Raw genomic sequence first — 26,627 nt, forward strand, 5'->3', positions numbered from 1 at the left:
TTTCCTTTTTGATAAGTTGAAACCATAGGAAGTAGAATAGATTGTTCATAAGAAAAGATAATCACGCTATATTTAGTAATATAATTCCATTTACTTTAATAATTACTCTTTTGTCTATTTGTAAAAGAGAGCAAAGATCTCATCATCTAAGGACGTGTTTATGGATCGTTTTCAAGAAATGCAGGTTTTTGTACGCATTGCTCAATGTGGCAGTTTTTCTCAGGCGGCGGAAGATTTACAGATTCCCAGAGCTACAGTGTCGAATTTGGTGAAGCGACTAGAAAAACGGCTTGGCGTCCGCTTACTGGAGCGTACTACTCGTCAGGTGAGAACCACGCAAGAGGGTGACAATTACTATCGACGCTGTTTGCGTATTCTGGCAGACCTTGAAGAAGCCGATAGCTCCTTTCAAAACAAGCCACCAAAAGGTGTGTTGCGAGTCAATTTACAAGGCACCTTAGCCAAACATTTTGTTATGCCTAATATCCAAGATTTTGTCTCGCGTTATCCTGATATTTCCCTGCATATTGGTGAGGATGATCGTTTAGTTGATCTGGTTAAGGAGGGTGTCGATTGCGTTTTAAGAGCGGGTCATCTGCAAGATTCCAGCTTAATCGCAAAGCCTTTAGCCAATATGGAACAAATTACCGTGGCCAGTCCGGCTTATATAAAGCAATTTGGTGAGCCAAAAACCTTAGCGGCATTAAAAGACCATAAAGCGGTGGCGTATTTATCTTCTGTGGTGGGTTTAGACACCAGTTTAGATTTTATACTTGATAATAAAGTGATGGCGTTTTCATTGAATTCAACTGTTTCAGTGACGGGGGCTGATTTATACACGGATGCGGCGCTGTCTGGTTTGGGGTTAATTCAAGTGCCACGTTATCGGATTGAGCAAGCATTAGCAGAAGGCAGGCTCAAACAAGTACTCTCCGAATTCTTGGTCCCCGTTATGCCCGTGTCTATATTGTATCCACAAAATCGACAAGTCTCTGCTCGGGTAAGGGTTTTTGTCGATTGGTTGAGTGAGCAGTTTAGCCAGTATACCAAATGACATATCAAGGGTGTCTAAATAGTCTTTCTTTTCGATAGTGATTACTGAGCAATGAAAAGAGAGTAAATGAAGAAGCATCTTCTCTTTTTGAGTACCAAGGTAACCAGAATAGACTGAGATAAGACATTCTTTTCCATAAAGAAAATCAGCTGTTTCATTAAAGTCATGCACGTTCCCTGCTGTCGTACTTCTGCTATGAGTTAACTCCTGTTCTTGCTTCATAAATATCGATGTATAACTTTATATATATATACGATTAAAAATTATCATTTTATCTTAATCATACTGAAGCAACTTTTTCTAAGAAAAAATAGAGGTGAAGTATGAAGCAACTAGAAGGAAAGGTAGCGATTATAAGTGGCGGAGCAGGAGGTTGTGGACTTGCTACATCATTATTGTTTGCTCATGAAGGAGCAAACATAGCCATTCTTGATTTGCCATCAAGTAAAGGAGAAGAGGTCGCTGAGAAAATTCGAAAAGAAGGAGGAATGGCTGAATTTTTTCCAGTGGATGTATCTGTCTCAGAACAAATAAAGAACGCGGTAAGCAGTATTATTAGTAGGTTCGAAAAAATTGATATATTAATGAACCACGCAGGAACATTGCATGCTGGCCCTTTTTTAGAAACGACTGAAGATCAGTGGGATCATGTGATATCTGTAAATGTTAAGAGTATGTTTCTTTTAACTAAGGCCGTTCTTCCAACAATGCTTAAGTATGGTGGCGGTAACATAATAAACACGTCTTCAATTTCTGCCGTTTCAGGCACTCCTATGGAAGTTTTATACTGCACAAGTAAGGCCGCATGCCATATGTTTTCAAGAGCTATTGCTGTCGAATACCGTGATTCTAATATTAGAAGCAATGCTATTTGCCCAGGGTTTATTGCCACAGACCATGGCAATAGAGAGATTGAATTACTGGGTAAGTATGGCGTCAATGTCTCAGAACAAGACATTAAAAATATGCAGGGACGACTTTGTCAGCCAGAAGAGGTCGCTCAGGCTGCACTTTTCTTAGCATCTGATCAATCAAGCTTTGTTAATGGAACGCATTTATTTGTTGATAATGGCTACACTGCGATATAACCAAAAGGAGTAGAAAAATGGAAAACAACAAAATACTAGATCTTGGCGGTCATTGGCGTAATTGGGTTGGTAATCAATCTTGTGTTTCAGGTGCCAAAGGTATGCCAGAAAGTGAGGCTCAGTTATGCGAAATGGTGCATGAGGCATATCGTCTGGAAATGAAGGTGAGATGTGCTGGGTCAGGACACTCTTTTACCTCTGTAGTACCAACCAGTGGTTTACTCTTAAGTTTAGCTAAATTCAGTGGCATTACTAATATCGATCAGGAAAAAAAACAAGTTACTGTAAAAGCCGGCACCACGATAAATGAGCTGGGTAAGATATTAAAAGAAAATAAATTGTCTATGATAAACCAAGGTGATATTGACACCCAAGCAATTGCTGGAGCTCTAACGACAGGAACTCATGGTACTGGATCAAAGCTTGCTAACTTGGCTTCATCCATAAAAGGAATGAAAATTGTTAAAGATAATGGTGAAATCTTAAATATAGATGAAAGCACCCCTGACTTATTAAGAGCCTCCCGTGTATCAATTGGAAGCTTAGGTGTTATATCTGAGTTAACGTTACAACTTGAGGGTTCATATAATCTAAAAGAAACAATATGGCGGGAAGATTTTGAATCATGTATGGAAAAGCATGATGAACTTGCCGAAAAATATAGACATTTTGGATTGTTTTGGTGTCCAACTGAAAAGAGTCGACATTATTATTGTCTACCAGATACGGCTAAAACGTCAGTATCAGGCAATACTAAAGATGTATGTGAAATCAAAGTAATGGATAAGACGGATGAATTACCTATAACGAAAGAATTTGAAAAAATTGCATACAGTTCAGAAATATATCCAATTGAATACATTCCAAACTTTCATGAACTGGAATATGCCGTCCCGGTTAAAAGTGCAAAAGATGCTTTTCGTGAAGTTCGAGATTTAATTCTGAATAAATACCCACATTGCGAATACCCTTTAGAATATAGATTTACTGCTGGAGATGACGCATGGCTAAGTCCGTTTTTTGAACAAGATAGCGTTACTATATCTGTATCAGGTGAACCCGGTACAGATTATTGGGGCTTTCTTAAAGATGTAGATGTAATTTTAAGAACCTACAAAGCTAGGCCACACTGGGGCAAACTGCACTTTTTAACTTATGATGATGTTACGGAATTATATCCAAAAGCAAATGAATTTAGAAAACTTCGTCGTGATTTAGACCCTCGTGGAATGTTCTTAAATGATCATTTAGCTGGACTTATAAAATAAAGATAGGCCGATTTAATCGGCCTATCTTTCTCATAATAATAAACAAGAGGACGACATAGAACCTTCCAGAATTATTAGACCATTGCTTGGATTCAAATAGTAAGTGCATGATTTATTTAATTATGCTCTGCTTGTAATGGTCTAATTACTAAAGGTTAAGAAGGTCTCTTCTTAAGCCGTATCGTATGAATAATAAAAGTATTACTTATGTAGCTGCACTAATTGATAGCCTAGGATTAGATTCCTTTGGAGAGAACTTAAATAAATTAATGCAAAGTGTTATATCCTATGAGATGAGTTGTATGTTTTTCTTCAAATACAACTCCCCTCCCGTAATGCTATTTGATGGTTACTCAGAAAGTATTTCACGAAAGGCTTTAAGTTCCTATTTAAAGGGTGGTTATCTCTTAGACCCTTTTTATGTTGCTTGCTCTTCAAACCACCCTCCGGGTGTTTGGAGAATGGAAGATTTAGCACCAGACAGCTTTTTTTCATCTGAATTTATAGTATCTAAAGATATTCATCCTTGTGTCTCTTGTGAAAACAATCTTTTAGTTGAAGAGATCGGCCTTATAAGCCCAATAACAACAGAAGCGTCTATCGTTTTTTCAATGATGAGGACTCAGGGAAGTGAAGCTTTTCATTCCTCTGAAATTGGGAGGATTAATGAGATTTTTTCAATTATAAACAGTTTGATTAAACGGCATGTCGATCTTATTTTGTCATCAAAAAAATCTTTAAATTTAAAAATAGAAGACGATATTGAAGATCAATTCATAGATTTTTTTAATAAAAAAATAACACCTACTCAAAGTCAAATTGCTAAGCTGATATTAAGAGGGCATAGTGTTAAATCGATAGCCTACCTTTTAAAAATAAAAGAAAGTACAGTAAAATTACATAAATCAAATATTTATAATCGACTCGACATTTTAAATCAAGCAGATTTATTCAGAATGTTCATCGACTTTTTATCTAAAAAAATAAGCTAATTCCGAACTCAAACCGATCTATTCTTGTGGTAGCCTAAATTCAGATAATAAGTCCGACACTACAAAAGAGTTGTAGAAAAAGCCAACTTCTGAATTTGGAAGAAAAACGATTGAGCTTCAAACAGACACACTCTCATACACTCAAACTAAACCGAAGCGTACATTTACCATTCTAAGGCTTAGAGTGTTTAAATTGTCTTTCTTTTCGATAGTGAATACTGAACAATGAGGGGAGAGTAAATGGAGAGTCATCATGTTATTTAAAAGTATATTTGCGGTTGTATTGACCTTATTATTATCGGCTTGCAGTACGGTATCGAAACCTCAGCAAGTCAGCTTTACTTTGTATCACGCATGGTATGAAGGGGGGAAAGTTGGTTACATCATAACGGATGTTTCTCATCAAGATGCCGCTAAAGAGATGAATGCCAACTACGCACCGCGTTTGCGTGATGCTGTGCCGCGTTACCCAAAACCACCGCAAGTAAAAACCGTTTTAGAGCGTGTTTATGGTTTTCCGAACAAAGAGCAAAAAAACAATGTCTTTGCATCTGCACCGTCACCAGCCGGCTACTTAAGTGAAGATAGACGTTATTCACCACTTTGGATTATGTACATAGTGAAGTGGGTTGATCCAAATCAAGCACAGGAGTTGACTTCTGAGGAAGCAATATTCGTTGCAGAAGGTGAAGGGCTAATAACCATTGAGCGTACCGACATTGTCATTAATTGTCCTGTTGTACCTTTTCCTGTTAGTGGCTAAGTAATCTAGAATGTGTTGAGGTGTCCCCTCGACACATTCACCAGTTGGCGTGCAATAATAGGAGAGACCTAAAGCACATTTGTAAACAGAATTTAGCGATTTACATAACTGTTTTTACATGTTTTTTATCCGTTGATTGTTCTGTAGATGACATGCCTTTCAATAATAATCCAAAGATATCTCCACCTGTAATGATGCGTTTTTCCTCTCCCCAAATCAGCAAAACATCATGCTCAATATCGCCATCAAAGTTCTTATCTGTAGAGGTGTTCAGCTTCATTTTTAACATGGCATCATTTAATGCAGTGGTACCTTCTTTAATAACCACAGGGCGATGACAATAGCTGTAAGGGTCAAAGTTATCTTTTTGATATATGGCAGCACGTGAAAAGCCGTCTGCATCTAAAGCAAGTAAAGGCTCACCTTTAAGGTCAGTTAATATTACCCAGCTGTAATTCGTTTTGTTGATTAACGTAAGAAAAGGATCGTCGGGTGTTTGAGTTAACTCTGGAATAATTGGCAAGTCTAATTTGGTTGGTAAAGAAATGATTGATTGTGGATCAATCAACTCACCCTCTTGAGCTACTTGTATTTCATCAAGTGCAAAAAAATTTAATGCACCAATGCCTTCTACTGCATTTAAATCGGCATCTTCAGCCGTTATATGCTGACGAATAATATTGCGAAGCTCTTTTTCTTCAAGATAAGTTATACCTTCTTTTCCTAACCAAGCATCAAGGATTAACGCTGTCGGTTTTGCAACTGGATAAAAAAGAATTTGATAAAAACGAATGATAGGAGATAGCAGACTTCCCATTTTCAATGCGTTTCTTGAAAAGTATGCCTGAGGTGTAATTTCACCGATGACAGTAATTGCAATGGTTGAAAACAGAAATGCACCTAATCCGGTCAGTACCGAATCAGATAACATTGTTAATAAAACGTTAATTCCAACATTTCCCCATAAGATAGTTGCTAACAAAAAATTAGAGTCATTACGTAGTTTTAATACAGTTTTTGCTGCTTTGTTTCCTTTCTTCGCCTCAACATCTAGGTGAAGTCTGCTGATCGAAAAAAAAGCAAGATTAAGGCCTGAAAAAATGGCCGACTGTGAAATGCAAAGTGCAATGGCGCACCAAGTGATAATATCCGTTGTCATGTTATTACCTGATCGTTTATCTTAGATGTTCAATGCTTTATGCAAAGTCTTTCTTAATAGCTGAAATTTAAGGAAATGTTTTTATGAAGAAATTATACTCTGGAAAACTATATAAAGGGGGGGTTATGTCAGACTACTTTGCAGCGATTAAATGGACGCATTTCTTAGATAAGAAATACAGCCGTGTTCGCAGCCTTTGTAAGGGGTTACAGATTGAGTAAAAGGTACATCGGGAGCGCTATTATGACTGATATTAGTCTTGGCTTTTTCATATCTTACTTGTACTTTTGGTGTTGAGGGTTCTAATAAGGTAATCGTTTTCATCTACTTCGATTAAAGTAATCGCAAAACGTTCTGCCATCCTGTTTGCCGTACCACGACCTTTAATAGGTTGGATAATCTGATTGTTATCAATAAAAATAGACATAAAAGCCACCAAGTTAACTATATTTATATACAGCTCTTTGGTGGCTTTATTGCAATAAATCAATGCGTTATTTAGCCCAGAGTGTTATTTTCTAAGCCCGATTATAGAGCTTAGCTCTGGATTGAACATAGAGTATTAGTGAATCAGTTTACTTACCGTTGTAGAAACGTGTTCAGCGCCTTTTTGTATTTGACCGATAATACTAGACGCTTCAGTGATTAGCTGAGCGTTTTCAATAGAGCGTTCATTTACATTATCCATACTTAATTTTGCTTGGCGAGTTAGGGCACTGTTTTTGACCACCATGTCTTCAATTTCGATTGTTGAAGTACTTGTTCGAGAAGCTAGCGTTCTTACTTCGTCGGCAACGACGGCAAATCCCCTGCCATACTCTCCTGCTCGTGCAGCTTCAATTGCAGCATTTAAAGCAAGTAAGTTTGTTTGGTCCGCAATAGAACCAATTGAGGTGACAATTTTAGCAATATTCTCCGACTGAATATTTAACTGCTCAATCAAGTCCGTAGATACTTTAACTTCTACCGTTATTTGATTTGAGGTTTCGACGGTTTTTCGTAAAATCTGTGCTCCATTTTTAGAGGCTTGTGCTGTTTCAATAGAGGTCGCATGTGCGATCTCTGCAGCGTCTTGAATCGCTTTTTGTTCGTTAATCCGTTCTGTAATATTTGCGGCTACTTTTAGAATTTTTACGACACGGCCTTTGTCATCAAATATTGGGTTGTAGCTGGCTTCTAACCAAACAGTTTTACCTTGTTTGTTTAATCGCTCAAATTGGCCTGTTATGAATTGGCCTCGTTCTAAGTCTTTCCAGAAGTTTGGGTTTTGTTTATAAAAGTCATCGGTACAAAATTTACGGTGATGTTGGCCAATAATTTCATTCAGAGAATAGCCGACAGTTAATAAAAAATTGTTGTTTGCACTGATTATTGTGCCATCAGGATAAAACTCTATAGTTGCAGAAGAGCGGTCAATGGCGTTGTAAGTAGCAACTTGTCTATCAGATGTTTCTTTCGCAGTAGTGACATCTGATGCAATTTTGACGACTTTAACTACCTTGCCATCAATCTCTACAGGAAAATAGGTTGCTTCTAACCATAAGTCAGAACCGTCTTTTCGTTGACGTAAAAAAGTACCTTGTTGGCTTTTCCCTGAAGCTAATTGCGGCCAAAAGTTTTTATATTCAGCGCTCTGGGCTACTTCATCAGGGCAAAAAATAACATGCTTCTTTCCTATTACTTCTTCTAGTGAATAACCTGCGGCACCTAAAAAGTGTTTATTTGCTTCTAATATAGTGCCATCAGGAAGAAAGCTTATAGTTGCGCAGAATTTACTCATAGCATTAATAAATGCGCTATTTTGAATAGCTGCTATTTGAGTTTCTGCGTTTTCCGTTCGTGCTTGTTTTTTAAAGAACATGTTAAACTACCATTATTTAATTTTAAGTTATTTAGTGTCGCTATAAACTAAAACGACCACCTTAAAGATTTAGAAGTCGATCATTTCAAGGTTATACGTTATTAACGTTTCTATTAGATTGATTATTAGTTAATTTCTGAAAATTCGTCTTTAATTTTTAATAGTTTAGGAAGTGTTTTTTGTAACAGAGGTGGAAGCTCTGGATCAAAATGCTTTCCAGATTGTTCGAAGATGTAGTTGATTGCTTCATCAGTTGACCACGCTTTTTTATAAGGCCGTTCGCTAGTTAATGCATCAAATACATCCGCCACGGCAATCAATTGACCTTCTATTGGGATATCGTCTTTGGCTAATCCGTTTGGATAACCTGATCCGTCCCATTTTTCATGATGTGTCAGCGCCATAGTTCGGGCCAGTTCAATAAGGTGTGAGCGAGGGTTAGATAAAATTTCAGCACCAATCTCAACATGAGTTTTCATTACTTCATATTCTTCAGCCGTTAGCTTGCCTGGTTTCAATAAAATATTGTCCGCTATACCTATTTTACCAATATCATGCATTGGCGCGGCCATCATTAAATCATCGGCGTAATCTTCTGGAAAACCATAAGCGATCGCTAACTCACGGGTATAGCGACTCATACGCTGTACGTGCATGCCCGTTTCGTTGTCTTTGTATTCTGCTGCGCGGCCTAGTCTTTGGATTAGGTCCAAATGAGTCTGATGCAGGCTTGCAACACTGGTTAAAGATAAGTGGTTTTTTACGCGAGCAAGAACAATAGCAGGAACAACCGGCTTGGTAATGTAATCGACAGCGCCTATTTCAAAGCCTTTTTCTTCGTCTCCTGCGTCACGTAGAGCAGTGACAAAAATGACAGGTATTTCTTTTGTTGCAGGGTTCTGTTTCAGCTTCTGGCAAACTTCTATACCAGTCATATTCGGCATCATCACGTCGAGTAAAATAAGATCGGTTTCTTCTTTTTCAACAAGCTCTAAAGCTGCTTGACCTGATTTAGCAAATGACAGAGTGTAATGATCTTGTAGAATATGACGCAAAATTCTTAGGTTAGTTGGCTCGTCGTCTACAAGTAAAATTCGTGCTGATGTTTTTTTTTGGATCATCACGCCTCTTCCTTAATTACTTTCTTCAGTTCTGATAATGTCGCAAGTGCTGAATCGAAGTCAAAATCTAACAGGTCATTTTTTACTTCAACGGCCTTTGCTTTTAGATTGGTATCGATATTATCGACAAACATATCTATTTTCTCATCATCTACCTCGCCAGCACTAGCTAACTCGATTAACTCTTGAATGGTCGCGAATAACTCTTCTTTGGATGCTTTTGAAGAGGTAACTTTTTGGTCGCTGGTGTCTTCTGGCTGATGAGTGTTTTTAAGAGCTTCTAATTCTTGGCTAAAACTCATTATATAGCTCTGTAATTGCTCAATCGCGCTCAGGCAGTCGCCGCGTTTATGTGCTTTGGCAGAGCTTTCAATAAAGGCGGTTTGTTTGCTTATGCCTAATAATGCCAAATTGCTTGAGGAGCCTTTAGTCGCATGAGCTAACGCACTTACTTCGTCAAATTCGTCGTTTTCCACATGGCTAACGAGCGTGTCTGAAAGAGTTTTATTTAATTCGTAGAAATGGTTTAACTCTGCTAAATAAACAGATGCTTCGCCCCATAAACCTAAGCCTTTTTCGAAGTTAACCTGCTTTTTGTTAATCGCTTCGATGGATTCTTGCTCTTCTTCTGGAATAACTTGCTCCATAACTTCAATATCCAAAACGCGCGCCATTTCCAGAGTAAGCGCGTTCACATCAATAGGCTTGTTAGCAAAGCCATCCATGCCGGCGTTTTGCGCCTCTAACTTGTCTTCAAGTAATACGTTGGCGGTTAAGGCAATAATAGGAGTACGAGGTAGTTTGTTGTCTTTTTCGTAAATCCGAATAATCTGGGCTGCTGTTAATCCATCCATAATAGGCATTTGAATGTCCATTAGAATGATATCTGGTTGAACAATTTTAAATTTCTCAACAGCCGCAGATCCATCCTCAGCAGAGCATACTTCATGACCCTGACGCTTCAGAATAATGGTCAGCAGAGTAATGTTTTGCTCAATATCATCTGCAATTAAAACCCTTTTAGGTTCAAGACCGATGATTGTCTTTGGCTTGGAATTAGGCATAAAACTTCTTTCTTCCAGAGGCAAATCAACAGAGAAACAACTGCCAACATTAAGTTCACTGGATGCATGTATCTTGCCTCCCATCAGTTCAACTAACTGTTTGGAGATGGTTGTTCCTAAACCTGTTCCGCCAAAGCGTCGGCTCATAGACGCATCAGCTTGTGTGAAAGGTTCGAAGATACTTTTTAGTCGATCAGGTGGAATACCAATGCCTGTATCTTGGATAGAGAAACGTAGGAAACCGTTGTCCTGCTTGGAAATGGTTAAGGTAACACTACCCACTTCGGTGAATTTTATGGCATTGCCTAGTAGGTTCATTAATACTTGATGAATTCGACCTTCTGCCCCGAAGTATGCCTTGCTGATACCGTCTTCTATGGTGAAGGTAAGTTCCACGTTTTTACTTTTTGCTTGTAACCATAAGGTTGATATAACGGTATCAACCATATTCATTAGGTCAAAAGGTTGTTCGTCCAATTCAAGTTTGTTTTTTTCTAACTTTGCGCTGTCTAAAATATCATTCAACAAATGCAGCAAAGAACGACCAGATTTGCTGATGGTACTCAAGTGTTTTTTGTTTTCTAGCGACATATCGGATTCTAATAAAATATCAGAGAATCCAATAATGGCGTTCATAGGGGTGCGTATCTCATGGCTCATATTGGCAAGAAAAGAAGATTTACTTTCTGCTGATATCTCTGCTCTTATTTTGGCTTGACGTAAATCGTCTTCCATTTTTATTCGAGGAGATATGTCTAAAATAACACCGTCAATCCATTGAGGTCTGTTGCTTTCATCAAATATGATAGAGCCATTTTCTAACACCCAAACATAATGACCCTCTTTATGTTTAAGACGGTATTCAATGGTATAGGTTTTATTACCTTGTTTTGCTTCCTCTACGGATTGTAGGGTTAGTTCGCTATCATCAGTATGAACTAAATGGGTTAACGAAATTTCTTCATTGTGAAAATCTTCAACTGTCCAGCCAGATAACTCATAAATTGCATCGCTTATAAACAGAACGTCTCGATATTTATTTACCTTGCAACGAAAAGAAGCACCAGGAATGTTCTTGATCAAAGAGCTGTATTGCTCTTCGTTTTTACGAATTTTTTCTTCCATTTCTCGCCTAGCTGAAATGTCTGTAACAAAACCAACAAAGAGAGGACTAAAACCTTCAATTTTCACTTGGCCAACACCAAGGCGGATAGGGAATGTACGACCACTTTTATGTAAAGCCACTACTTCTTGATCTGAGCCTATTATCTTTTTCTTTCCTGTTTTTTGGTAATTAAAAAGGTAGCCGTCGTGTTCTTTTTGATAGGGCTGAGGCATGAGCATGGAAATATTTTTGCCTATGACATCAGTTTCTTCCCAACCAAAAATTGATATGGCTGCTTTATTAAAAGCCTGGATTAAACCTTTATGATCAATCGTAATAATACCGTCTACAGCTGTATCTAGTGTAGTTTTGAGGCGTAGTTCATTGGTGGTTTTTTCTAAAAGTAACTGTCGGTAGCGTAATTGAGAGGTGATATTTGTGGCGAGTATGGATATTAATAGTGTCGATATAGTAATTGCTAGAGGAAGGTAGTCACTCTGAGAGCTGGTGCCAATATCTTGTATTTTTTGATGCGTTTCATGGTCAGGGTATGTAATAAAGCGTGCGCCTGTCATACCTGTATAATGCATACCTGAAATCGCTGCACCCATAATAGTAGCACTTAAGCCATTCACCAGATTTTCACTTAGTTTTTTCTTAATAAAACTGACGTAATATCGAGTAGAAAGTGCAACGATAGCTAAAATTACAGCCACAAAAATAGACAAACCAAACCAATAAGGGTTGTAACGTAATTCTACGTTCATCTCCATCGCAGCCATGCCCATGTAATGCATGGTGCCTATGCCTAGGCCAACCAGCGTGCCACTCATAATAAGCAAGCAAAGTGAGAGTTTAGGCTTAATTAATATGTTTAATGTTATGTAAGAGGCAATAATACTTGGAATAATAGAGAATAGTGTTAGCCATGGTTCATAAACAACAACATGCCCCATATCATAAGCTAGCATACCAACAAAATGCATACTCCAAATGCCGCCAGCCATAACTAAAGAGCCAGAGCTTAAGGCAATTGTTTGATACTTTTTCAATAGAATATGTTTTGCAATAGAGGCGAAATGTAGTGAAAAAAACGACGCGACTATAGCAATTAATATAGATAAGGCAACGAGCCAATAATCATAAATCCCCGTGTCTATTTGTAGTGGAGATGTATCTGTGACAAAAAAATTGTGTAGCCAATTCATGTAATGTATTTAAACCTTAGGACAAAAGTAATTTAGATATAGCTATGAAATAATTAATTCTTCAAAATCGACTTCACATTAGAATAAATTAATTAAGTATATATTTTAACCTAAACTTCTAATTATTAACGCTTTTGGCTACTAATTATGTGTAAATTTGAAGGTTTTTTTAATGCTATTTACGTGAAATATGACTGTTATAATTGCTCAATGTTGTTAAGAATGATGTGCTATTTTATAAAATCGGCTTAATGTACATTTAAGAACATAGATAAGGGAAAAGATAATGTCAGACTACTTTGCAACGATTAAATGGACCCGTGGATCTCAAAAATTCTTAGATAAAAAATACAGCCGTGCACATGAATGGATATTTGAAGGTGGCGTGGTGATTCCTGCTTCGTCTTCACCGCATATTGTCCCTGTTCCCATGTCTATTGCAGACAATGTAGACCCAGAAGAAGCCTTTGTTGCATCCATCTCAAGTTGTCATATGTTGTTTTTTCTTGATTTTGCATCACGTAAAAAGTTGATCGTAGATCAATACACAGACAAGGCTGTCGGCACCTTGGCCATTGGTGCGAATGGCAAAATGATGATGACGGAAGTAGTTTTAAAACCGGATGTGACTTTTGTCGGTGAAAGACCGAGTCCAGAGGTATTACAGACATTGCATCATCAATCTCACGAAGCTTGTTTCATTGCTAATTCAATACTAACTGTCGTTCGAGTTGATGATGCTTTTTGTGTCTAGTGGCTCATAACAATGCAGCCAGAACTACAAACCAGAACTACAAGGCCACGTTACGTCTTTGTCTCATTAGGAAGACAAAGGCGATGCCGCCAGCCAAGCCGGTTAAAATGCCGATTGGCATGTCTTCTGGTGGAATAATGACTCTGGCAATGATGTCGGCGAACACCAAAAATAACGCGCCGAATAACGCCGACAGAGGTAGAATTTTCCGGTAATCCCCGCCTACCAATAAACGTACAATGTGCGGCACCATCAAACCGACAAAGCCAATCACGCCCGAGAATGCCACCGCGGCTCCAGTTAATAAGGCACACACGACAATCACGATAAGACGAAAACGCTGGACTGGTACGCCTAATGTGCTGGCAGATTCATCACCTAATATCATGGCATTCAGATACCTTGCTTTGTAAATAAGGTAGCTTGCACCCAATAATAAAGTCAAAAACGGAAACCAGAGTTGTCCCCATTGTGCGAGACCTAATCCGCCCAGCATCCAGAAAATCACTGTGTGCGATGCCCGATGATCGCCCATGAAGATAAACAGATTCCCTAATGCCGTCAGCACAAATGCTACCGCAACACCGGCAAGAATTAATCTACCTGCGCTGTGTGCCATAGAAAAATTCGCAACGCCCAATACAAGAAACATCGCAAGGAGTGCTCCAAGAAAGGCGAATACAGGCACAGTCACCACACCTAAAATCATGCCGGTATGTAACAAGGCAATAATGGCGCCCAATGCGGCACCAGACGAAATCCCCAACAGATGAGGATCAGCCAAAGGATTTCGAGTCACCGATTGTAATGCGGCCCCGACAACGGCGAGAGTAGCACCCACAATCGCGGCCAGAATGACTCTAGGTAAACGCACAGCCCAGACGATATTTTCTCGCCCCATGGACCAAGTCGGCAAACTGTTGGTAAAGGACAGTTTATTACCAATAATGCCCCAAACGGTCGATTGCGAAATCGGTACTGAACCAACGCCAATGGCAATGCCCATTAAAATAATGAGTAAAAGGCTCAATGCCAATAACAGAACTCGTAAAGGTATTTTAGCAATGAGCATGGTTTTCTTTTTGGGTGCGTTCATTATTCTGCTCTAAAAGCCTTAGCTAAGCGTTTGATTGCTTCAATATTACGCGGGCCAGGTGTTGCTTCAACGTATTCTAAAACGACAAAGCGATTATTTTTAACCGCTGGAATATCACTGAACGCAGTATTGTTGCGTAAGAAATCTATTTTTTGCTGTGCCGTCACTTCACCATAATTCACGATTAGGATCACTTCAGGTGCGCGATCAATCACAGATTCCCAACCAATTTGAATCCAGCTTTTTCGTACATCATCGACGATGTTTTTACCGCCAGCTGCTTCAATCAAAGCGGTTGGCATCGCATGTCGCCCAGCGGTAAAAGGTTGCTCTTCGCCTGAGTCGTAGACAAAAACACTGACGGGTTGAGCCAGTGGTGCTAAGTTTTCTTGGAAGGCGTCGAGCTCTCTTTTATAGTCATTGACTAAGTTATTCGCGCGTTCTTCGACATTAAAAATACGACCTAAATTCAACAAATCGTTGTACATGTCGTTCATAGACACTTTTGGTTTGTCCATGATATGAATGCAGCTTTCGGTCAGTTCATACACCTTAATACCGAGTGGTGCTAATGTATCAGGTGTCACACCACCGCCGACCCGCATGCCATAGTTCCAACCAGCAAAATAGAAGTCAGCGTTTGCGCCAAGTAAGACTTCTTTAGTTGGGTATTTTGGAGAAAGTTCTGGCAGTTCGCCAATGTCTTTGCGTAACTCAGCGTCTAAGGTTTTCCAGCCAGACACGCCGGTAAAGCCCACCATGTGATCTTGAAGGCGCAATGCCAGCATCATTTCGGTTAAGTTTGAATCGTTTGGAATAGCTGCTTTCGGTGCTTGATTAAAGATTACCGTACGATCACAACTTTGTATTTGAACTGGGTAATGAGACTCAGCGGCTTGTAATGCATTTGTTTGTAATACACAGAACATCAAACCTGTGATGACAAGAGAAGCATGTTTGATGTGTTGACGGGTTGAAAGAGTCATAAGCTAATCCTGCTTTTTATCGAGCTGTTTTGCATTTAAGTGTTTTTTGTTTAGCTGCTTATTGTTTAAGTAAAAGGAAAATCGTGGCCGTTGTGTGATTGGGTGTTCATCAATAACGGTTTCAACATCAAATACTTGTCGTATTTGTTCTTGGGTAAAAGCGCTTTTCGGTGTGGAATAATCTTGCATCTGGCCTTCTTTCATCACCAAAACGCGATCCGCGTAAGCCGATGCAAGAGACAGGTCATGCAAAGACACAATAATGGTACAAGGAAGTGTTGCGAGTAGTTCTAGTACTTCGAGCTGATGACGAATATCCAAATGATTGGTTGGTTCGTCTAGAATCAAAATGTCTGGGTTTTGCACTAAAGCCCGGGCAATCATCACTCGTTGACGTTCGCCGCCAGACAATGAACTAAACGAGCGATTAACAAGGTGAGACACATCCAGCAAGGTTAAAACGTCATTGATAACATCAACGTCTTCGTCTGTGCGTTTCCAGTTGGTGGATTTTGGTGTCAGGCCAATCTCGATCATCTCAAAAACACTCAAACCAAACTCAGCGCCAGTGTCTTGTAAAACGGTTGCGATACGTTGCGCGCATTGGCGAGCAGAAAGCGCCCAGATGTTTTTTCCATCCATTAGAACTTGGCCAGCAGTGGGTTTGTTTACACGATAAAGGCAGCGCAATAAGCTGGTTTTCCCTGAACCATTCGGACCCACCACGGCAACAAACTCCCCAGCATTGACTGTCAAACGAATAGGTGCGAGTAGAGGTTTGTCCTTATAAGGAGACCACGCCACATTATCCAGTATCAAAGCGGCGGGTTGGCAACCTGAAAAACAGGAAGGCAACGCATCTTGCTGTGAATGCGGATTGGAGTGGGTCGTATTGTCAATCAAGAGTAATCAGATTCCATAACGTTAATAATGTTATAATATAACATTTAAAGGTATAAAGGCAAACACAGTTTTCGATACCGCAGACTATACGTAGCTGGCTTTACATGAACAAGCGACGGAATCGTGAGAATTTTCATCTTTACATGCAGTGATTAAATGAAGCTATTTAATAAAGGTGGATGAAGGAAAGCTGTATAGATGTTTGGTGTGGATTTTAATAAGGGAGTTAAAGCAAAAGCGACAAGGGGTCGCTCCGCTTTTTAAAGATAGAGTTCTTTTGACAAAAGCGTTAACGCTGAGTGATTGGAATAAACCAATCTTGTGATTCGATGGTTTTAATCCAACGCTGTATATTTGGAAAGTCACTTAATTGATAAGCACCACCTTCTTCCGCAACATGGGTATAAGCAAACAAACAAATATCCGCCAGTGAGATTATGTCACCTATTAGGAATGTTTGCTTTTTCAATGTGTCGTCCATCAACTGTAAAGCTGCATTGCCTTGCTGAACACGATCAGGAAGCATTTGTTCTTTGAGTTCATTCATAGCATTGTGTGTTAACCAAAAACGCACCGCCGCAATATTTGGTTCATGGCTGTATTGTTCCCAAAACAACCACTTATAAATAGTGGCTTTTGTTATTAGATCTGTTGGCAATAATAGTGATGCATGTTGTTCCGCAAGATATAACAGAATGGCGTTACTCTCACTCAATACGTCACCATTATCTAATTCTAAAACAGGAATTTTGCCATTAGGGCTAAGCGCTAAAAATGCCTCAGTTCGTGTCTCGCCTTTAGTAATGTCGTATTCTTTTAGTGTCACGTTAAGCCCTAAACAGGCACATAATAAACGGATTTTATAACCGTTCCCCGAAGGTAAAAAATCGTGCAAAACCATAATACATTCCTTATATGACATTTTTTAAAACAGTATGAGAAACAATATTAATGAATAGAGGTTAAGTTGATTTCTTATCATCTATTAATAAAGGAAGAGAGAAAAGCGAATTTAATTGATGGTAGGTATAACGCACTCTAATAGATAAAAAGTGATTAGATCGTTTGTGATAATGAGCCTACGCTTTATGAAAAAAGCGTAGGCTTTTTTAAAATCACTTACACCGTGAAGCGCTTAACTTGTCCGGCGAGTTCATCTGAGTTGGATAGCGTCTCATTGACCGAGTGACTTATACGTTTCGATATTTCGAGTACTTCTTTTGACATGGTGGATAGACTTGATAAGTTTTCATTTATCTCATCAGTTACCTTACTTTGTTCCTCTGTTGCGCTTGCTGTTTGGGTTGTGAAGTCATAAATGCGGTCTGCAGATTGCTGCACTACGGCAATGGACTCTTTGGTGTTGTGCGATAGCGTTACGCTGGTAGTCGTCATCTCTACGCTTTTTGTTATGACGGATACGGCATTACTCACCCCAGACTGTAGGTTATTAATCATGACCTTAATATCTTCGGCAGAAGCCTGAGTTTGGCTGGCTAACCCACGAACTTCGTCTGCAACAACGGCAAAACCTCGGCCTTGTTCACCTGCTCTGGCTGCTTCTATTGCTGCATTTAATGCCAATAAATTGGTTTGCTCTGAAATCCCTAAAATAACATCTAATACGGAAGCAATTTTGTCCGACCGTTCTGATAGTTCGCTAATAACACTTGCTGCGGATTGAATTTGATCCGAAAGACTATCGAGCTGTGCAATCGCACTATCTAGTTGTTTTACCCCATTGTTTGCTGAATTACTGAGTGACTCCACTTCACTTACAGTATGAGCTGCATTTTGAGCAACTTCTCGTGTTGCTCCGCCCATTTCTTCTACAGCAGAAACAACAAAATCAAGTGACTGGTGTTGTCTATCACTAAGCTCAGCAGATTCTGTTGCTGATTTTCCTAAGTTAAACATCTCTTGGCGAACGTGTTCACACCCATCACGGACCTGTCCAATTAAGCCGCCCAGCTTTGCCACGAACCCATCGAATTCACGGCTTAGATCACCTGTTTCATCTTTTTTGGGACTGTTGATACGGCGAGTCAAGTCACCATCTCCAGTGCTGATCTCATGAACGCCAGAGGTAACAAGCTTAATTGCTCTAGAAATACTGCGAGGGGCAAACCAAGCAAGAGCGATACTTAGCACCACAACAAAACTTGCTAGAATACCCACATCCAATTTAAAGGTTTCGGTTATTTCATCGATACCTTTTTTATCTTTTGCTGCGTATTTCGTTATGAGTTCTTCTGAATGATGGTATAGGTTTCTTAAGGCGGTAAAGTCAGTTTGATTTTGGCCGACGAAGAGGTTCATTCCATCATGATAATCTTTTTTTGTTAGCGTGAGGATATTGAGATTACTGGCTTCCCAAGTTTTATATACCGTATCAAAGTTAGCTAGATAATCATTTATTTCAGGAATGTCTACAATTAGCTTACGAAAGGTTTGCATACGGTCATGAGCGAGTTGTGCATGAGACAAAATTTCTGTCTCAAGTGTACTGCCATCTTTAGTCTCTTGAACAAGAATTAAAGTCGCCAGTGCCGATCTTGATTGATATAAATGACGATCTCCATTCTCTACAATTGCTTCACCGTGTTCATATTTCCCTAGATTATTTTGTAAATAGCTTACTAAGGCCTCAGCACACACGACCACGATTAAGAAAACAATGGCTAAGCCGCCAAAGACTAGAGTGTATCGACCTCTTATAGTTTGAAATATACTCATTAGATGATCCTACTGTTTAATATTTCCCACCCATAAATGGGGCGCTTCCTTGCTATACATCTGTTTTTATATTTGCTTTTTATTTTTAGAATTACTTGACTCAGACAATAGCGATAACTTTAAACATGGCAGTTGAATATGAAGCTCACATGACTGTTTTGTAATCTTTTGTATCTGTTTTTATTCGATTTTTTAAATGGTCATTATTTAGTAGAAGAATTTAATGGATTAATTTTCAAGCAAGAAAAAATTGAAATTATCATGATTTGTGACATTGATAGTTTGTATTTAAAGGTTTTTTTGTTCATTTTTAATGACCAGTGATGGTATAAAACCGCTTTACGTTTTGAGTCACCTTGCCCCAGTCAGATGCCTTTACTCGAGCTTGGTGTTTTTCAAAGGTGGCCTTATCAATAAATTCTTCATAGACATCAAAATGGCATGGTTTTTCTTGGTCTTGGGTCACTGTAAAAGTAATACAGCCAGTTTCTTGCTGAGTCAGCGAAACATGGTTCGGTAACTCAAAAAGCACGGCGTCTAAATCCTCTTTAGGAACTTCGATATAACCACTTAACGTTACTTTTGCCATGATGGCTTACTCCTTTGTATTGGATGGTTTTAATGGCAGCTGCCAATTGAATTTAACCGCGCATACGGCCAACAAAATCAATAAAACGCCAAGACCTTGCCACAGACTGATTTGCGTTGAAAACGCGGCATAATCGACAAAGAGTGCGGTTACAGGGTAAATAAATGACAAAAGTGCAATTAGGCTGGTTGGTAGTTTTTGAAAACTGTCATACATAATAATGTACATAAAACCCGTCATCACTGCGCCCAAAACCAATAAATCAATCCATTGGTTTGTCTGCGTCGGCAAGTTAGTCAAATCGACAAAGGGTAATAATATGAAGATGCCAGCGATAACCTGAACCAAAGCAACAAAGGTCGAAGGTACTTGGCTGACTTTCTTAGTCACTAGCGTTGTTACGGTATAAAGCATTGCCGCGCCTAAGGCGAGCAACAAACCAATAAGTGCGGACGGTTCAGAAGAAGCACTTGAATCGCCAGAGAAGATCGCGGCGATTTCATTCACATCCAATTCAACGATTAAGAATAAACCGACAAACGCCAACGCGAGCCAAACAAGCAATGAACCAGAAGGTTTTTCTCGGGTAATGATCGCGCCGACTAGAACCAAAAATAGAGGTTGCATGTGATAGGCAACAGTCGCAATGGAAAAAGGAATATAGTTGAACGAGGCAAAGAGAAAAATCCAATTAGCCACAAGCGTAATACCGCCCAAGATAATCATTAATAGCACACTACGCTTAAAAAACTCACGACGGATTAGCCCAGAAAAATACGCATAACCACCTAAAACAACAGCACCGATGACACAGCGAAAAAACACCACATTCCACAAAGACTGTTCTGAGCTGATAACAAAATAACCGATTGTTCCTGACAGCATCATCGCGATAACAAGTTCAATTGTACCGATATTGGTTGCTGAGCGATTCATTATTATTCTCCCTACACTTTGCTTTTTATGAGTGAAATACTCTATGGTTAATAGGATAAAGGTAATCTAGTGCTTTTGGCAGGCATATAAAAAGGTAAATAAAACAAAATACTGTATGTATTAGAGGTAAATATGCGCAATGACCTTAGAAAAAGTGATATCCACCTAGACGGTATTGATAAAAGGCTAATTGAGCTCTTATACGACAATGCAAGAACACCCGTGAGCGAGCTTGCTCGTAGCGTTAGTATGACTGCGCCAAGTGTTAATGAGCGCTTAAAGCGACTTGAGGAAAGCGGTGTTATTGCTGGATATCGCGTCGATATTGATCCTTTAGCCTTGGGCTATAGTTTAATCGCTATTGTACGAATGCGTCAGCTTCCAGGGAAAATGCATGAGTTGGAAGCGCAAATCAATTTGATTCCTGAGTTAGTAGAGTGTGACAAAGTAACAGGAGATGATTGCTATATTGCCCGCTTATATCTAAAAAATATTAGCGAACTAGACCCGATATTAGACAGCATATCGGATCTAGCAGATACCAATACTTCTATAGTGAAGTCCACACCAGTGAAGCGTCGCTTGTTGGTTTAACGAAAAGCTTTTTTACCTTGCACCTAAAAAATGAAATCGATTATTTCTAATTAACGTAAAAGTGTTTTTAATGCCGAGCTTGATATTGGTATCAGGCCTACTTTTAAATCAAAAGGTTTGAACACTTTATTGATTATTTCTGGTGTGTAATTGCCTTTATCGTTTTCGATTTCGGACAAAGTCTTACGAGAAACACCTGTCAGTTCTGTATAGGCTTCTTGTCTTAACCCTAGAACATTTACACGTAATTCACGTAATGCAGCCCCTTGGGTAATCTCATCTAGTATCAAGCTCTTGATGATTTTATTAATGGCTGCTCGTTGTTGTGCTTTTGTCATCGGCGTGAGGCTTTTCGATGCTCGTGTTCGAACAGCTTGAGCGTCTGTGATGCTTGTAAATGATGATTCTGTGTTAACAATTAATGGTGCTGTTGTAGGTGCTTCTGTTTGTACTGTAATAGATTCTTTCGTTTCTTGTGCTTTTACTACCGATGTAGGTAATGTCACAGCTTTGATCTGTTTTTTGTCTTTTGATTGTTTCTTCGCTTCCAGCTTGGCTCGTTTCTTCTTTTTCAAATCGGTTTTTTTGGTTTTTGCCTTATGTTTCTTCATAGGCTGAGCGCTATCTAATTGATCCTTCATTTTCATCTTATATCGTCTCCAATGGTATCAAAGGTGTGTATATAAAATGATCATACATACTTAATATGACAGATAAGTAACAATAGGAAAAATAGGCTTTAAGTGGTCGATACACTTTTTAAGAATAAAATATGAATAAGGAATCTTTGTTTTATGCTTTCCATTAATAATGAAAAAGCGCCGCTTCTATTTTAAGAAGGGCGCTTGCGGTAATGAAAGAATGGTCAAGAACTGATTTACTATCGATAGATCATAGTAGGTAACCACATTGAAATGGCAGGAATAAAAGTTAACAGCATGAGCACGGCAATTAAAGGAACTAAAAATGGCGCTGTTGCTATAACGCATCGCTCGAACGGGGTATCTGACACCTTAGCAAGCACGTAAAGTACCATTCCTACAGGAGGCGTAAGCAGTCCTAGCATTAAGTTAAGTATTAGAATAATGCCAAAATGTACTGGATCAATACCAATCTGAATAACGATTGGTAACAGCACTGGGACTAAAATAGTAATGGCAGCTATGGTTTCCATGAAACAGCCAATTACTAATACTAATAGGGTAATAATTAATAAAATTGCGACTTTGTTATCCGTAAACGACAAGAGCTGGTCAGCAAAGAAAGTGGCAAATTGATTTGCTGTTAGTATCCAAGCAAAAATAGTCGATGCGGCAACGATCATTAAAATTGAAGCCGTGGTTTCAATGGTTTCTTGTGACACTTTCAGTATGTTGTTGAAAGACAGTGTGCGATAAACAACTAGTCCCAAAAACATAGAGTAAGCAACGGCCGCAACGGCCGCTTCCGTAGGTGAAAATATTCCAGTCGAAATACCACCAACAATAATCACAGGCGTCATTAAGGGGAGACAGGCTCGTTTAAATGTTGACCATAATACTTTGAAGCTAAAATGATCGTCTTTTGGGTATTTTCGAATTTTGGCGAACCAAGACACCATAACCATTAGCGAAAACGCCATCAATAAACCAGGAACTAACCCTGCTGCAAAAAGTTGTCCGATAGAGGTGTCAGCCATGACACCGTAAATAACCAAAGGTAATGACGGCGGAATAATTGGGCCAATGGTTGAAGACGCTGCAGTAATTCCGACGGAAAAATCCGTATCGTACCCTGCATCTTTCATGGCTTTAATTTCTACATTGCCTAAGCCCCCAGCATCCGCCACAGCGGCTCCTGACATACCAGCAAAAATAACACTGGCACCAACATTAACATGACCTAAACCTCCAGGCATCCAACCGACAAGTGATCGAGCAAAAGCAAAAATTCGGTTAGTAATACCTCCTGTATTCATTAAATGCCCAGCTAAAATGAAGAAGGGAATAGCAATTAACGGGAAGCTATTGATGCCATTAACCATGTTGTGAAGTAGAACAATGTTAGGAATACCTTCCATAAGGATAAAAAATAGCGAAGCTAACCCTAAAGAAACGGCAACGGGTACTCCAACGACTAACAAGGCAAATAATATGAGAAACATGAATAAAATAGACATAAAAATCCTTAGTCTGTAATTACCTGGTTGTTAATACTGTTAGCCATTTCAATATGGTTTTGCTGTATGCGTTTGAATAACCAAATTAAAGAGTACAGTGTCATTAGTACGCAGCAAGCGCAGACGATCCAATAGATTATGCTTTTTGGCAGAGGAACCGAAACCAAGGTCTGATTCATACGCATTGCTACTTGGCTTGATAAATAGGCACAGTAGCTGTAGAAAAAAGTACTAGAAACCTGAGAAAAAATAACCAATGCCTTAGTCCATTGGCTCGGTATAAAACGATAGAAAAACTCTAAGAAAATATGGCCACCTTTCCTTACCACGGTGACGGACCCTATAAACCCAACTAAAATTAGAAGGTATCGAGCAATTTCTTCTGTCCAACCAAGGGAATCGTTAAGTACGTAGCGGGTGAAAAATTGTAGAAATACAATCACCACAAGTAACCAGAAAATGAGAAGAACAGGAATATCTGCTCTATTTAAACTAAATGCATCCTCGGTTTGGTCGTCATGAACCAAATCGAGGGAGGGCTCATGGATGGTTTCCATTTGCCCGTTTTGCTTATGATTTTGCATCATCAGCATCCCTCTTAGTTAAATGATTATAGCGCTTCTATACGAGCTAATTGTTCTGCTGTAAAACCATTAGATTTTGAGCTTACATAAGGTCTCATAATCGCCTTGAAAGGTTCTTTATCTACCTTATTGACGGTAACGCCTTGAGAAACAAACCATGCAGATAAGTTTTGCTCTGCATCATTTATTTGGTCGGAGGCTTTATTTGATGCTTGCTTAGTTATGGCGGTTAGCTTGTCATAATCACTTGCACTAATTTTGTTTTTTGAATAGTTAGAAACAATGGTCAAGAGAGAGTTCGACATATGGCCAGTAAGGTTGATGTATTTCTGTACTTCATAGAATTTCTTGAATTTGATGGTTGGTAGCGGATTTTCTTGAGCATCCACTAAACCTTGCTGCAGTGCTAAATACACTTCAGAAAAGGCTAAAGGGGTTGGGTTTGCACCAACGGCTTTTGGAAACATTAAAAACAAAGGTGCATTTGGTACACGTATTTTGATGTTTTTCATGTCTTCAGGTGTATTAATCGGCGTATTTGATGTGACGTGTCGAGCGCCGTAATACGTAAATGCGGTGACATCATGGCCTGTTTTTCCTTCATAACCTTCTGACATTTCTGTGAAAAGAGCACTGTCTCTATAGGCTTTCCAGTGAGTGTAATCACGAATCACGAAAGGAAATGCGGATATTTCTATTGGAGGGTATGCCTGTCTAGCAAATGTTTCACCAGTGTAAATAATGTCGACTGTACCGAAATCTAGAGCTTCATTGAGCTCTGATTCTTTACCTAATGACGAGGCTGGATATGCGTTTATTGTTACGCGGCCATCTGTTTGCTTTTTAATTTCATCTGCTGCCCAAAGAACAGCTTCATGATATGGAGAGCTGGCTTCATATACATGAGCCCACTTTAATGTCGTTGCGTTTGCTGCTGTACTCATTATGCTCGCACCTGCAAGTACAGTGGTAGCGGCTGTAATGAAGGTGCTACGAGTTATCATCGACAAAAAAGAAGTTTTTTTAAATTTATGATTTAGTTCTACAAGCTTTGACATAACAATACCTATTTTATTTTTATAATTAGCACATTTGAGTGTGCGGTTTGTTTGTTTTTTTGTTTGTTGAGGAAAGTCCATAAATGCTTACCTCAGAGGAACATTCATCTGTATTTTCTGGTTGGTGTATCTCCTTTAGTTTCAAGTTTTAGTTAGTTGTTGATGAAGGCTTCCCGCCTTTATTCGCTTTATTGGAAACGACTACTATCAAGCTAAATAATTAAGTTATACCTCAATTAATGCTTTGATAACGCCAGTTTCACTCTTGCTCCACAAGGGCAATAGCGTCGGTAAATCTAGCAAGCCGCCTCGATGAGTAATCATAGAGGCGGCAACTACTCGCTCTTCACGTAAGCACTTAATAACATGTTCGAAGTCTTCTTTCGTCGCATTTCGGCTGCCAATAACCGACATTTCACGTTTATGAAACTCTGGGTCAGCGAATTGAATGTTAGCCTTAACCACACTGACAAGAATTAATCGTCCTCCATGAGCAACCCACTGGAAACAAGATTCCATGGCTTTAGGATTACCCGTCGCATCGAAAACTGACATTAAAAATTCATCGTCGGTGAGCTTCGCTAGCTGCTCAGTTGCTTCTGATCCAGCAAGAACAATGTCGTCGACATGAAGATCATTTTTACAAAAATCTAAACGCTCTTTGTTGGTGTCCATCATGATGACTCGTGCACCACGTTCTTTTGCGAATTGAGCTATGCCCATGCCAATAGGTCCTGCACCAACGACTAAGACATTTGTGTTGGCTTGCAATTCTGAACGGCGTACGGCGTGTGCCCCAATGGCTAAACACTCAACAACAGCCATTTGGTCAAGAGGCATATTATTCGTTTCGACGACATATTCGACAGGTACTTGTAAGTACTCACACATTCCACCATCTACGTGCACACCAATAACTTGAATGTCTGTGCAGCAGTTAGGTTTACTATGACGACAAGCAATACAGTTACCGCAAGCCATGTAGGGAATAACATAGACATGCTGTCCGATTGCCATATTAACCCCATCACCCACAGAGTCGATTAGGCCAGATAGCTCATGACCAAGAACACGAGGGTATTGGAAAAAAGGCTGTTGACCTGCAAAAGCGTGAATATCCGTTCCGCAGACACCTATGTGTTTGATTTTTATGATTACATGTCCAGGTTTATCTTCAGGGCGGGGAGTGTCATGTATTTCCATAACGCCTGGTTGAATACAAAAGACAGATTTCATATTAAATGTTCTCCATAGGTTGAGTATGAAGAGTAAGAGTATTTTGGCTGATTGGAAAAATATTTTGGATAGCTCGATATTTGCTTTTAGAGCAAGTAAGTGCACCTTCGGACAAGGTCTGAGTGGATGGTTTTTGGGTGTATATTTTGGTCTTCATAGTAAAACCTACGTATTATTTTTATTGTTGTATTGTATGACATTAGAAATTTTATAAATAAAAATCAAATGTTTTCTATTTATAAAAGACAGTTATTCGTAAGTTCTTTACAAAATAAGGTACCTAAATGTCAGTTTTTCTTAGTAAAAATCTATTT

Annotated in this window: 25 protein-coding genes and 1 pseudogene; 8 read left to right on the top strand and 18 right to left on the bottom strand. The window is 39.2% G+C overall.

Features of this window, described 5'->3' with window-relative positions:
- Positions 1 to 160 precede the first annotated feature (160 nt).
- The 5 genes from IF202_RS07200 to IF202_RS07220 all read left to right on the top strand — a co-directional run bounded on the left by IF202_RS07200 (position 161) and on the right by IF202_RS07220 (position 5,165).
- The gene (locus IF202_RS07200; RefSeq protein WP_191594209.1) at positions 161 to 1,054 is read left to right on the top strand and encodes a LysR family transcriptional regulator; all 894 of its coding nucleotides are present in this window, start codon (positions 161 to 163) and stop codon (positions 1,052 to 1,054) included.
- 323 nt (positions 1,055 to 1,377) lie between these two features.
- A complete protein-coding gene (locus IF202_RS07205) occupies positions 1,378 to 2,142 on the top strand; it encodes an SDR family NAD(P)-dependent oxidoreductase (protein WP_191594210.1) in 765 nt (254 codons plus the stop codon).
- Positions 2,143 to 2,159: 17 nt separating this feature from the next.
- Entirely contained in the window at positions 2,160 to 3,410 is a 1,251-nt protein-coding gene (locus tag IF202_RS07210; RefSeq protein WP_191594211.1) for a D-arabinono-1,4-lactone oxidase, read from the top strand.
- A 185-nt stretch (positions 3,411 to 3,595) separates the two neighbouring features.
- Positions 3,596 to 4,402, top strand: coding sequence for a helix-turn-helix domain-containing protein (locus tag IF202_RS07215; protein ID WP_191594212.1), 807 nt, complete (start codon positions 3,596 to 3,598; stop codon positions 4,400 to 4,402).
- A 253-nt stretch (positions 4,403 to 4,655) separates the two neighbouring features.
- Complete coding sequence (locus tag IF202_RS07220; protein ID WP_191594213.1) at positions 4,656 to 5,165, top strand: DUF7482 domain-containing protein; 510 nt, start codon at positions 4,656 to 4,658, stop codon at positions 5,163 to 5,165.
- A 100-nt stretch (positions 5,166 to 5,265) separates the two neighbouring features.
- Here IF202_RS07220 and IF202_RS07225 read toward each other — a convergent pair whose 3' ends face one another.
- Complete coding sequence (locus IF202_RS07225) at positions 5,266 to 6,324, bottom strand: DUF21 domain-containing protein (RefSeq protein WP_191594214.1); 1,059 nt, start codon at positions 6,322 to 6,324, stop codon at positions 5,266 to 5,268.
- 83 nt (positions 6,325 to 6,407) lie between these two features.
- On the opposite strand from IF202_RS07225, the gene IF202_RS07230 reads away from it, so the two are divergent.
- Positions 6,408 to 6,545: a hypothetical protein gene (locus IF202_RS07230; RefSeq protein ID WP_191594215.1), complete on the top strand. Its 138-nt coding sequence runs from the start codon at positions 6,408 to 6,410 to the stop codon at positions 6,543 to 6,545.
- A gap of 47 nt (positions 6,546 to 6,592) precedes the next feature.
- Here the strand turns inward: IF202_RS07230 and IF202_RS07235 are convergent, their stop codons facing one another.
- From IF202_RS07235 to IF202_RS07250, 5 genes and pseudogenes are all read right to left on the bottom strand, one after another.
- Positions 6,593 to 6,751, bottom strand: a complete 159-nt coding sequence (locus IF202_RS07235) for a hypothetical protein (protein ID WP_191594216.1) — start codon at positions 6,749 to 6,751, stop codon at positions 6,593 to 6,595.
- Between the two features lie 135 nt (positions 6,752 to 6,886).
- Positions 6,887 to 7,432, bottom strand: coding sequence for a methyl-accepting chemotaxis protein (locus IF202_RS17780; RefSeq protein WP_407943813.1), 546 nt, complete (start codon positions 7,430 to 7,432; stop codon positions 6,887 to 6,889).
- Positions 7,415 to 8,185: pseudogene (locus IF202_RS17785) on the bottom strand (PAS domain-containing protein); the annotation flags it as partial. The gene IF202_RS17780 and the pseudogene IF202_RS17785, both read right to left, overlap by 18 nt.
- 125 nt (positions 8,186 to 8,310) lie before the next feature.
- Positions 8,311 to 9,306 (bottom strand): HD domain-containing phosphohydrolase, encoded by a 996-nt coding sequence (locus tag IF202_RS07245; protein WP_191594218.1) that lies wholly within the window; start codon positions 9,304 to 9,306, stop codon positions 8,311 to 8,313.
- Positions 9,306 to 12,683 (bottom strand): MHYT domain-containing protein, encoded by a 3,378-nt coding sequence (locus tag IF202_RS07250; protein ID WP_191594219.1) that lies wholly within the window; start codon positions 12,681 to 12,683, stop codon positions 9,306 to 9,308. Before IF202_RS07250 ends, IF202_RS07245 begins: the two co-directional genes overlap by 1 nt.
- 286 nt (positions 12,684 to 12,969) lie before the next feature.
- On the opposite strand from IF202_RS07250, the gene IF202_RS07255 reads away from it, so the two are divergent.
- Positions 12,970 to 13,437 (top strand): OsmC family protein, encoded by a 468-nt coding sequence (locus tag IF202_RS07255; protein ID WP_191594220.1) that lies wholly within the window; start codon positions 12,970 to 12,972, stop codon positions 13,435 to 13,437.
- Between the two features lie 37 nt (positions 13,438 to 13,474).
- Here IF202_RS07255 and IF202_RS07260 read toward each other — a convergent pair whose 3' ends face one another.
- The 7 genes from IF202_RS07260 to IF202_RS07290 form a co-directional block, all read right to left on the bottom strand.
- Entirely contained in the window at positions 13,475 to 14,533 is a 1,059-nt protein-coding gene (locus IF202_RS07260) for a FecCD family ABC transporter permease (protein WP_206705415.1), read from the bottom strand.
- Complete coding sequence (locus IF202_RS07265; protein ID WP_191594221.1) at positions 14,533 to 15,519, bottom strand: ABC transporter substrate-binding protein; 987 nt, start codon at positions 15,517 to 15,519, stop codon at positions 14,533 to 14,535. Before IF202_RS07265 ends, IF202_RS07260 begins: the two co-directional genes overlap by 1 nt.
- Positions 15,520 to 15,522: 3 nt before the next feature.
- Positions 15,523 to 16,422 (bottom strand): ABC transporter ATP-binding protein, encoded by a 900-nt coding sequence (locus IF202_RS07270; RefSeq protein ID WP_206705416.1) that lies wholly within the window; start codon positions 16,420 to 16,422, stop codon positions 15,523 to 15,525.
- 289 nt (positions 16,423 to 16,711) lie between these two features.
- Positions 16,712 to 17,323, bottom strand: a complete 612-nt coding sequence (locus IF202_RS07275; RefSeq protein ID WP_191594222.1) for a glutathione S-transferase family protein — start codon at positions 17,321 to 17,323, stop codon at positions 16,712 to 16,714.
- 218 nt (positions 17,324 to 17,541) lie between these two features.
- On the bottom strand, positions 17,542 to 19,158 hold the full coding sequence (locus IF202_RS07280) for a methyl-accepting chemotaxis protein (protein WP_191594223.1): 1,617 nt from the start codon (positions 19,156 to 19,158) through the stop codon (positions 17,542 to 17,544).
- A gap of 310 nt (positions 19,159 to 19,468) precedes the next feature.
- Positions 19,469 to 19,747 (bottom strand): putative quinol monooxygenase, encoded by a 279-nt coding sequence (locus IF202_RS07285; protein WP_191594224.1) that lies wholly within the window; start codon positions 19,745 to 19,747, stop codon positions 19,469 to 19,471.
- Positions 19,748 to 19,753: 6 nt separating this feature from the next.
- Positions 19,754 to 20,683 (bottom strand): DMT family transporter, encoded by a 930-nt coding sequence (locus IF202_RS07290; RefSeq protein WP_191594225.1) that lies wholly within the window; start codon positions 20,681 to 20,683, stop codon positions 19,754 to 19,756.
- 132 nt (positions 20,684 to 20,815) lie between these two features.
- Here IF202_RS07290 and IF202_RS07295 point away from each other — a divergent pair, with 132 nt between their 5' ends.
- A complete protein-coding gene (locus IF202_RS07295) occupies positions 20,816 to 21,277 on the top strand; it encodes an Lrp/AsnC family transcriptional regulator (protein ID WP_191594226.1) in 462 nt (153 codons plus the stop codon).
- Between the two features lie 50 nt (positions 21,278 to 21,327).
- Here the strand turns inward: IF202_RS07295 and IF202_RS17335 are convergent, their stop codons facing one another.
- The 5 genes from IF202_RS17335 to IF202_RS07320 form a co-directional block, all read right to left on the bottom strand.
- A complete protein-coding gene (locus IF202_RS17335; RefSeq protein WP_206705417.1) occupies positions 21,328 to 21,924 on the bottom strand; it encodes a helix-turn-helix transcriptional regulator in 597 nt (198 codons plus the stop codon).
- Positions 21,925 to 22,157: 233 nt separating this feature from the next.
- A complete protein-coding gene (locus tag IF202_RS07305) occupies positions 22,158 to 23,435 on the bottom strand; it encodes a TRAP transporter large permease (protein ID WP_191594227.1) in 1,278 nt (425 codons plus the stop codon).
- An 8-nt stretch (positions 23,436 to 23,443) separates the two neighbouring features.
- A complete protein-coding gene (locus tag IF202_RS07310; RefSeq protein WP_191594228.1) occupies positions 23,444 to 24,022 on the bottom strand; it encodes a TRAP transporter small permease in 579 nt (192 codons plus the stop codon).
- A gap of 23 nt (positions 24,023 to 24,045) precedes the next feature.
- Positions 24,046 to 24,963: a sialic acid TRAP transporter substrate-binding protein SiaP gene (locus IF202_RS07315; RefSeq protein ID WP_235963348.1), complete on the bottom strand. Its 918-nt coding sequence runs from the start codon at positions 24,961 to 24,963 to the stop codon at positions 24,046 to 24,048.
- A 339-nt stretch (positions 24,964 to 25,302) separates the two neighbouring features.
- Entirely contained in the window at positions 25,303 to 26,313 is a 1,011-nt protein-coding gene (locus IF202_RS07320) for a zinc-binding alcohol dehydrogenase family protein (protein ID WP_191594229.1), read from the bottom strand.
- Positions 26,314 to 26,627: the final 314 nt, after the last annotated feature.

The organism is Marinomonas colpomeniae (genome assembly GCF_014803385.1).
Taxonomy (GTDB): Bacteria; Pseudomonadota; Gammaproteobacteria; order Pseudomonadales; family Marinomonadaceae; genus Marinomonas; species Marinomonas colpomeniae.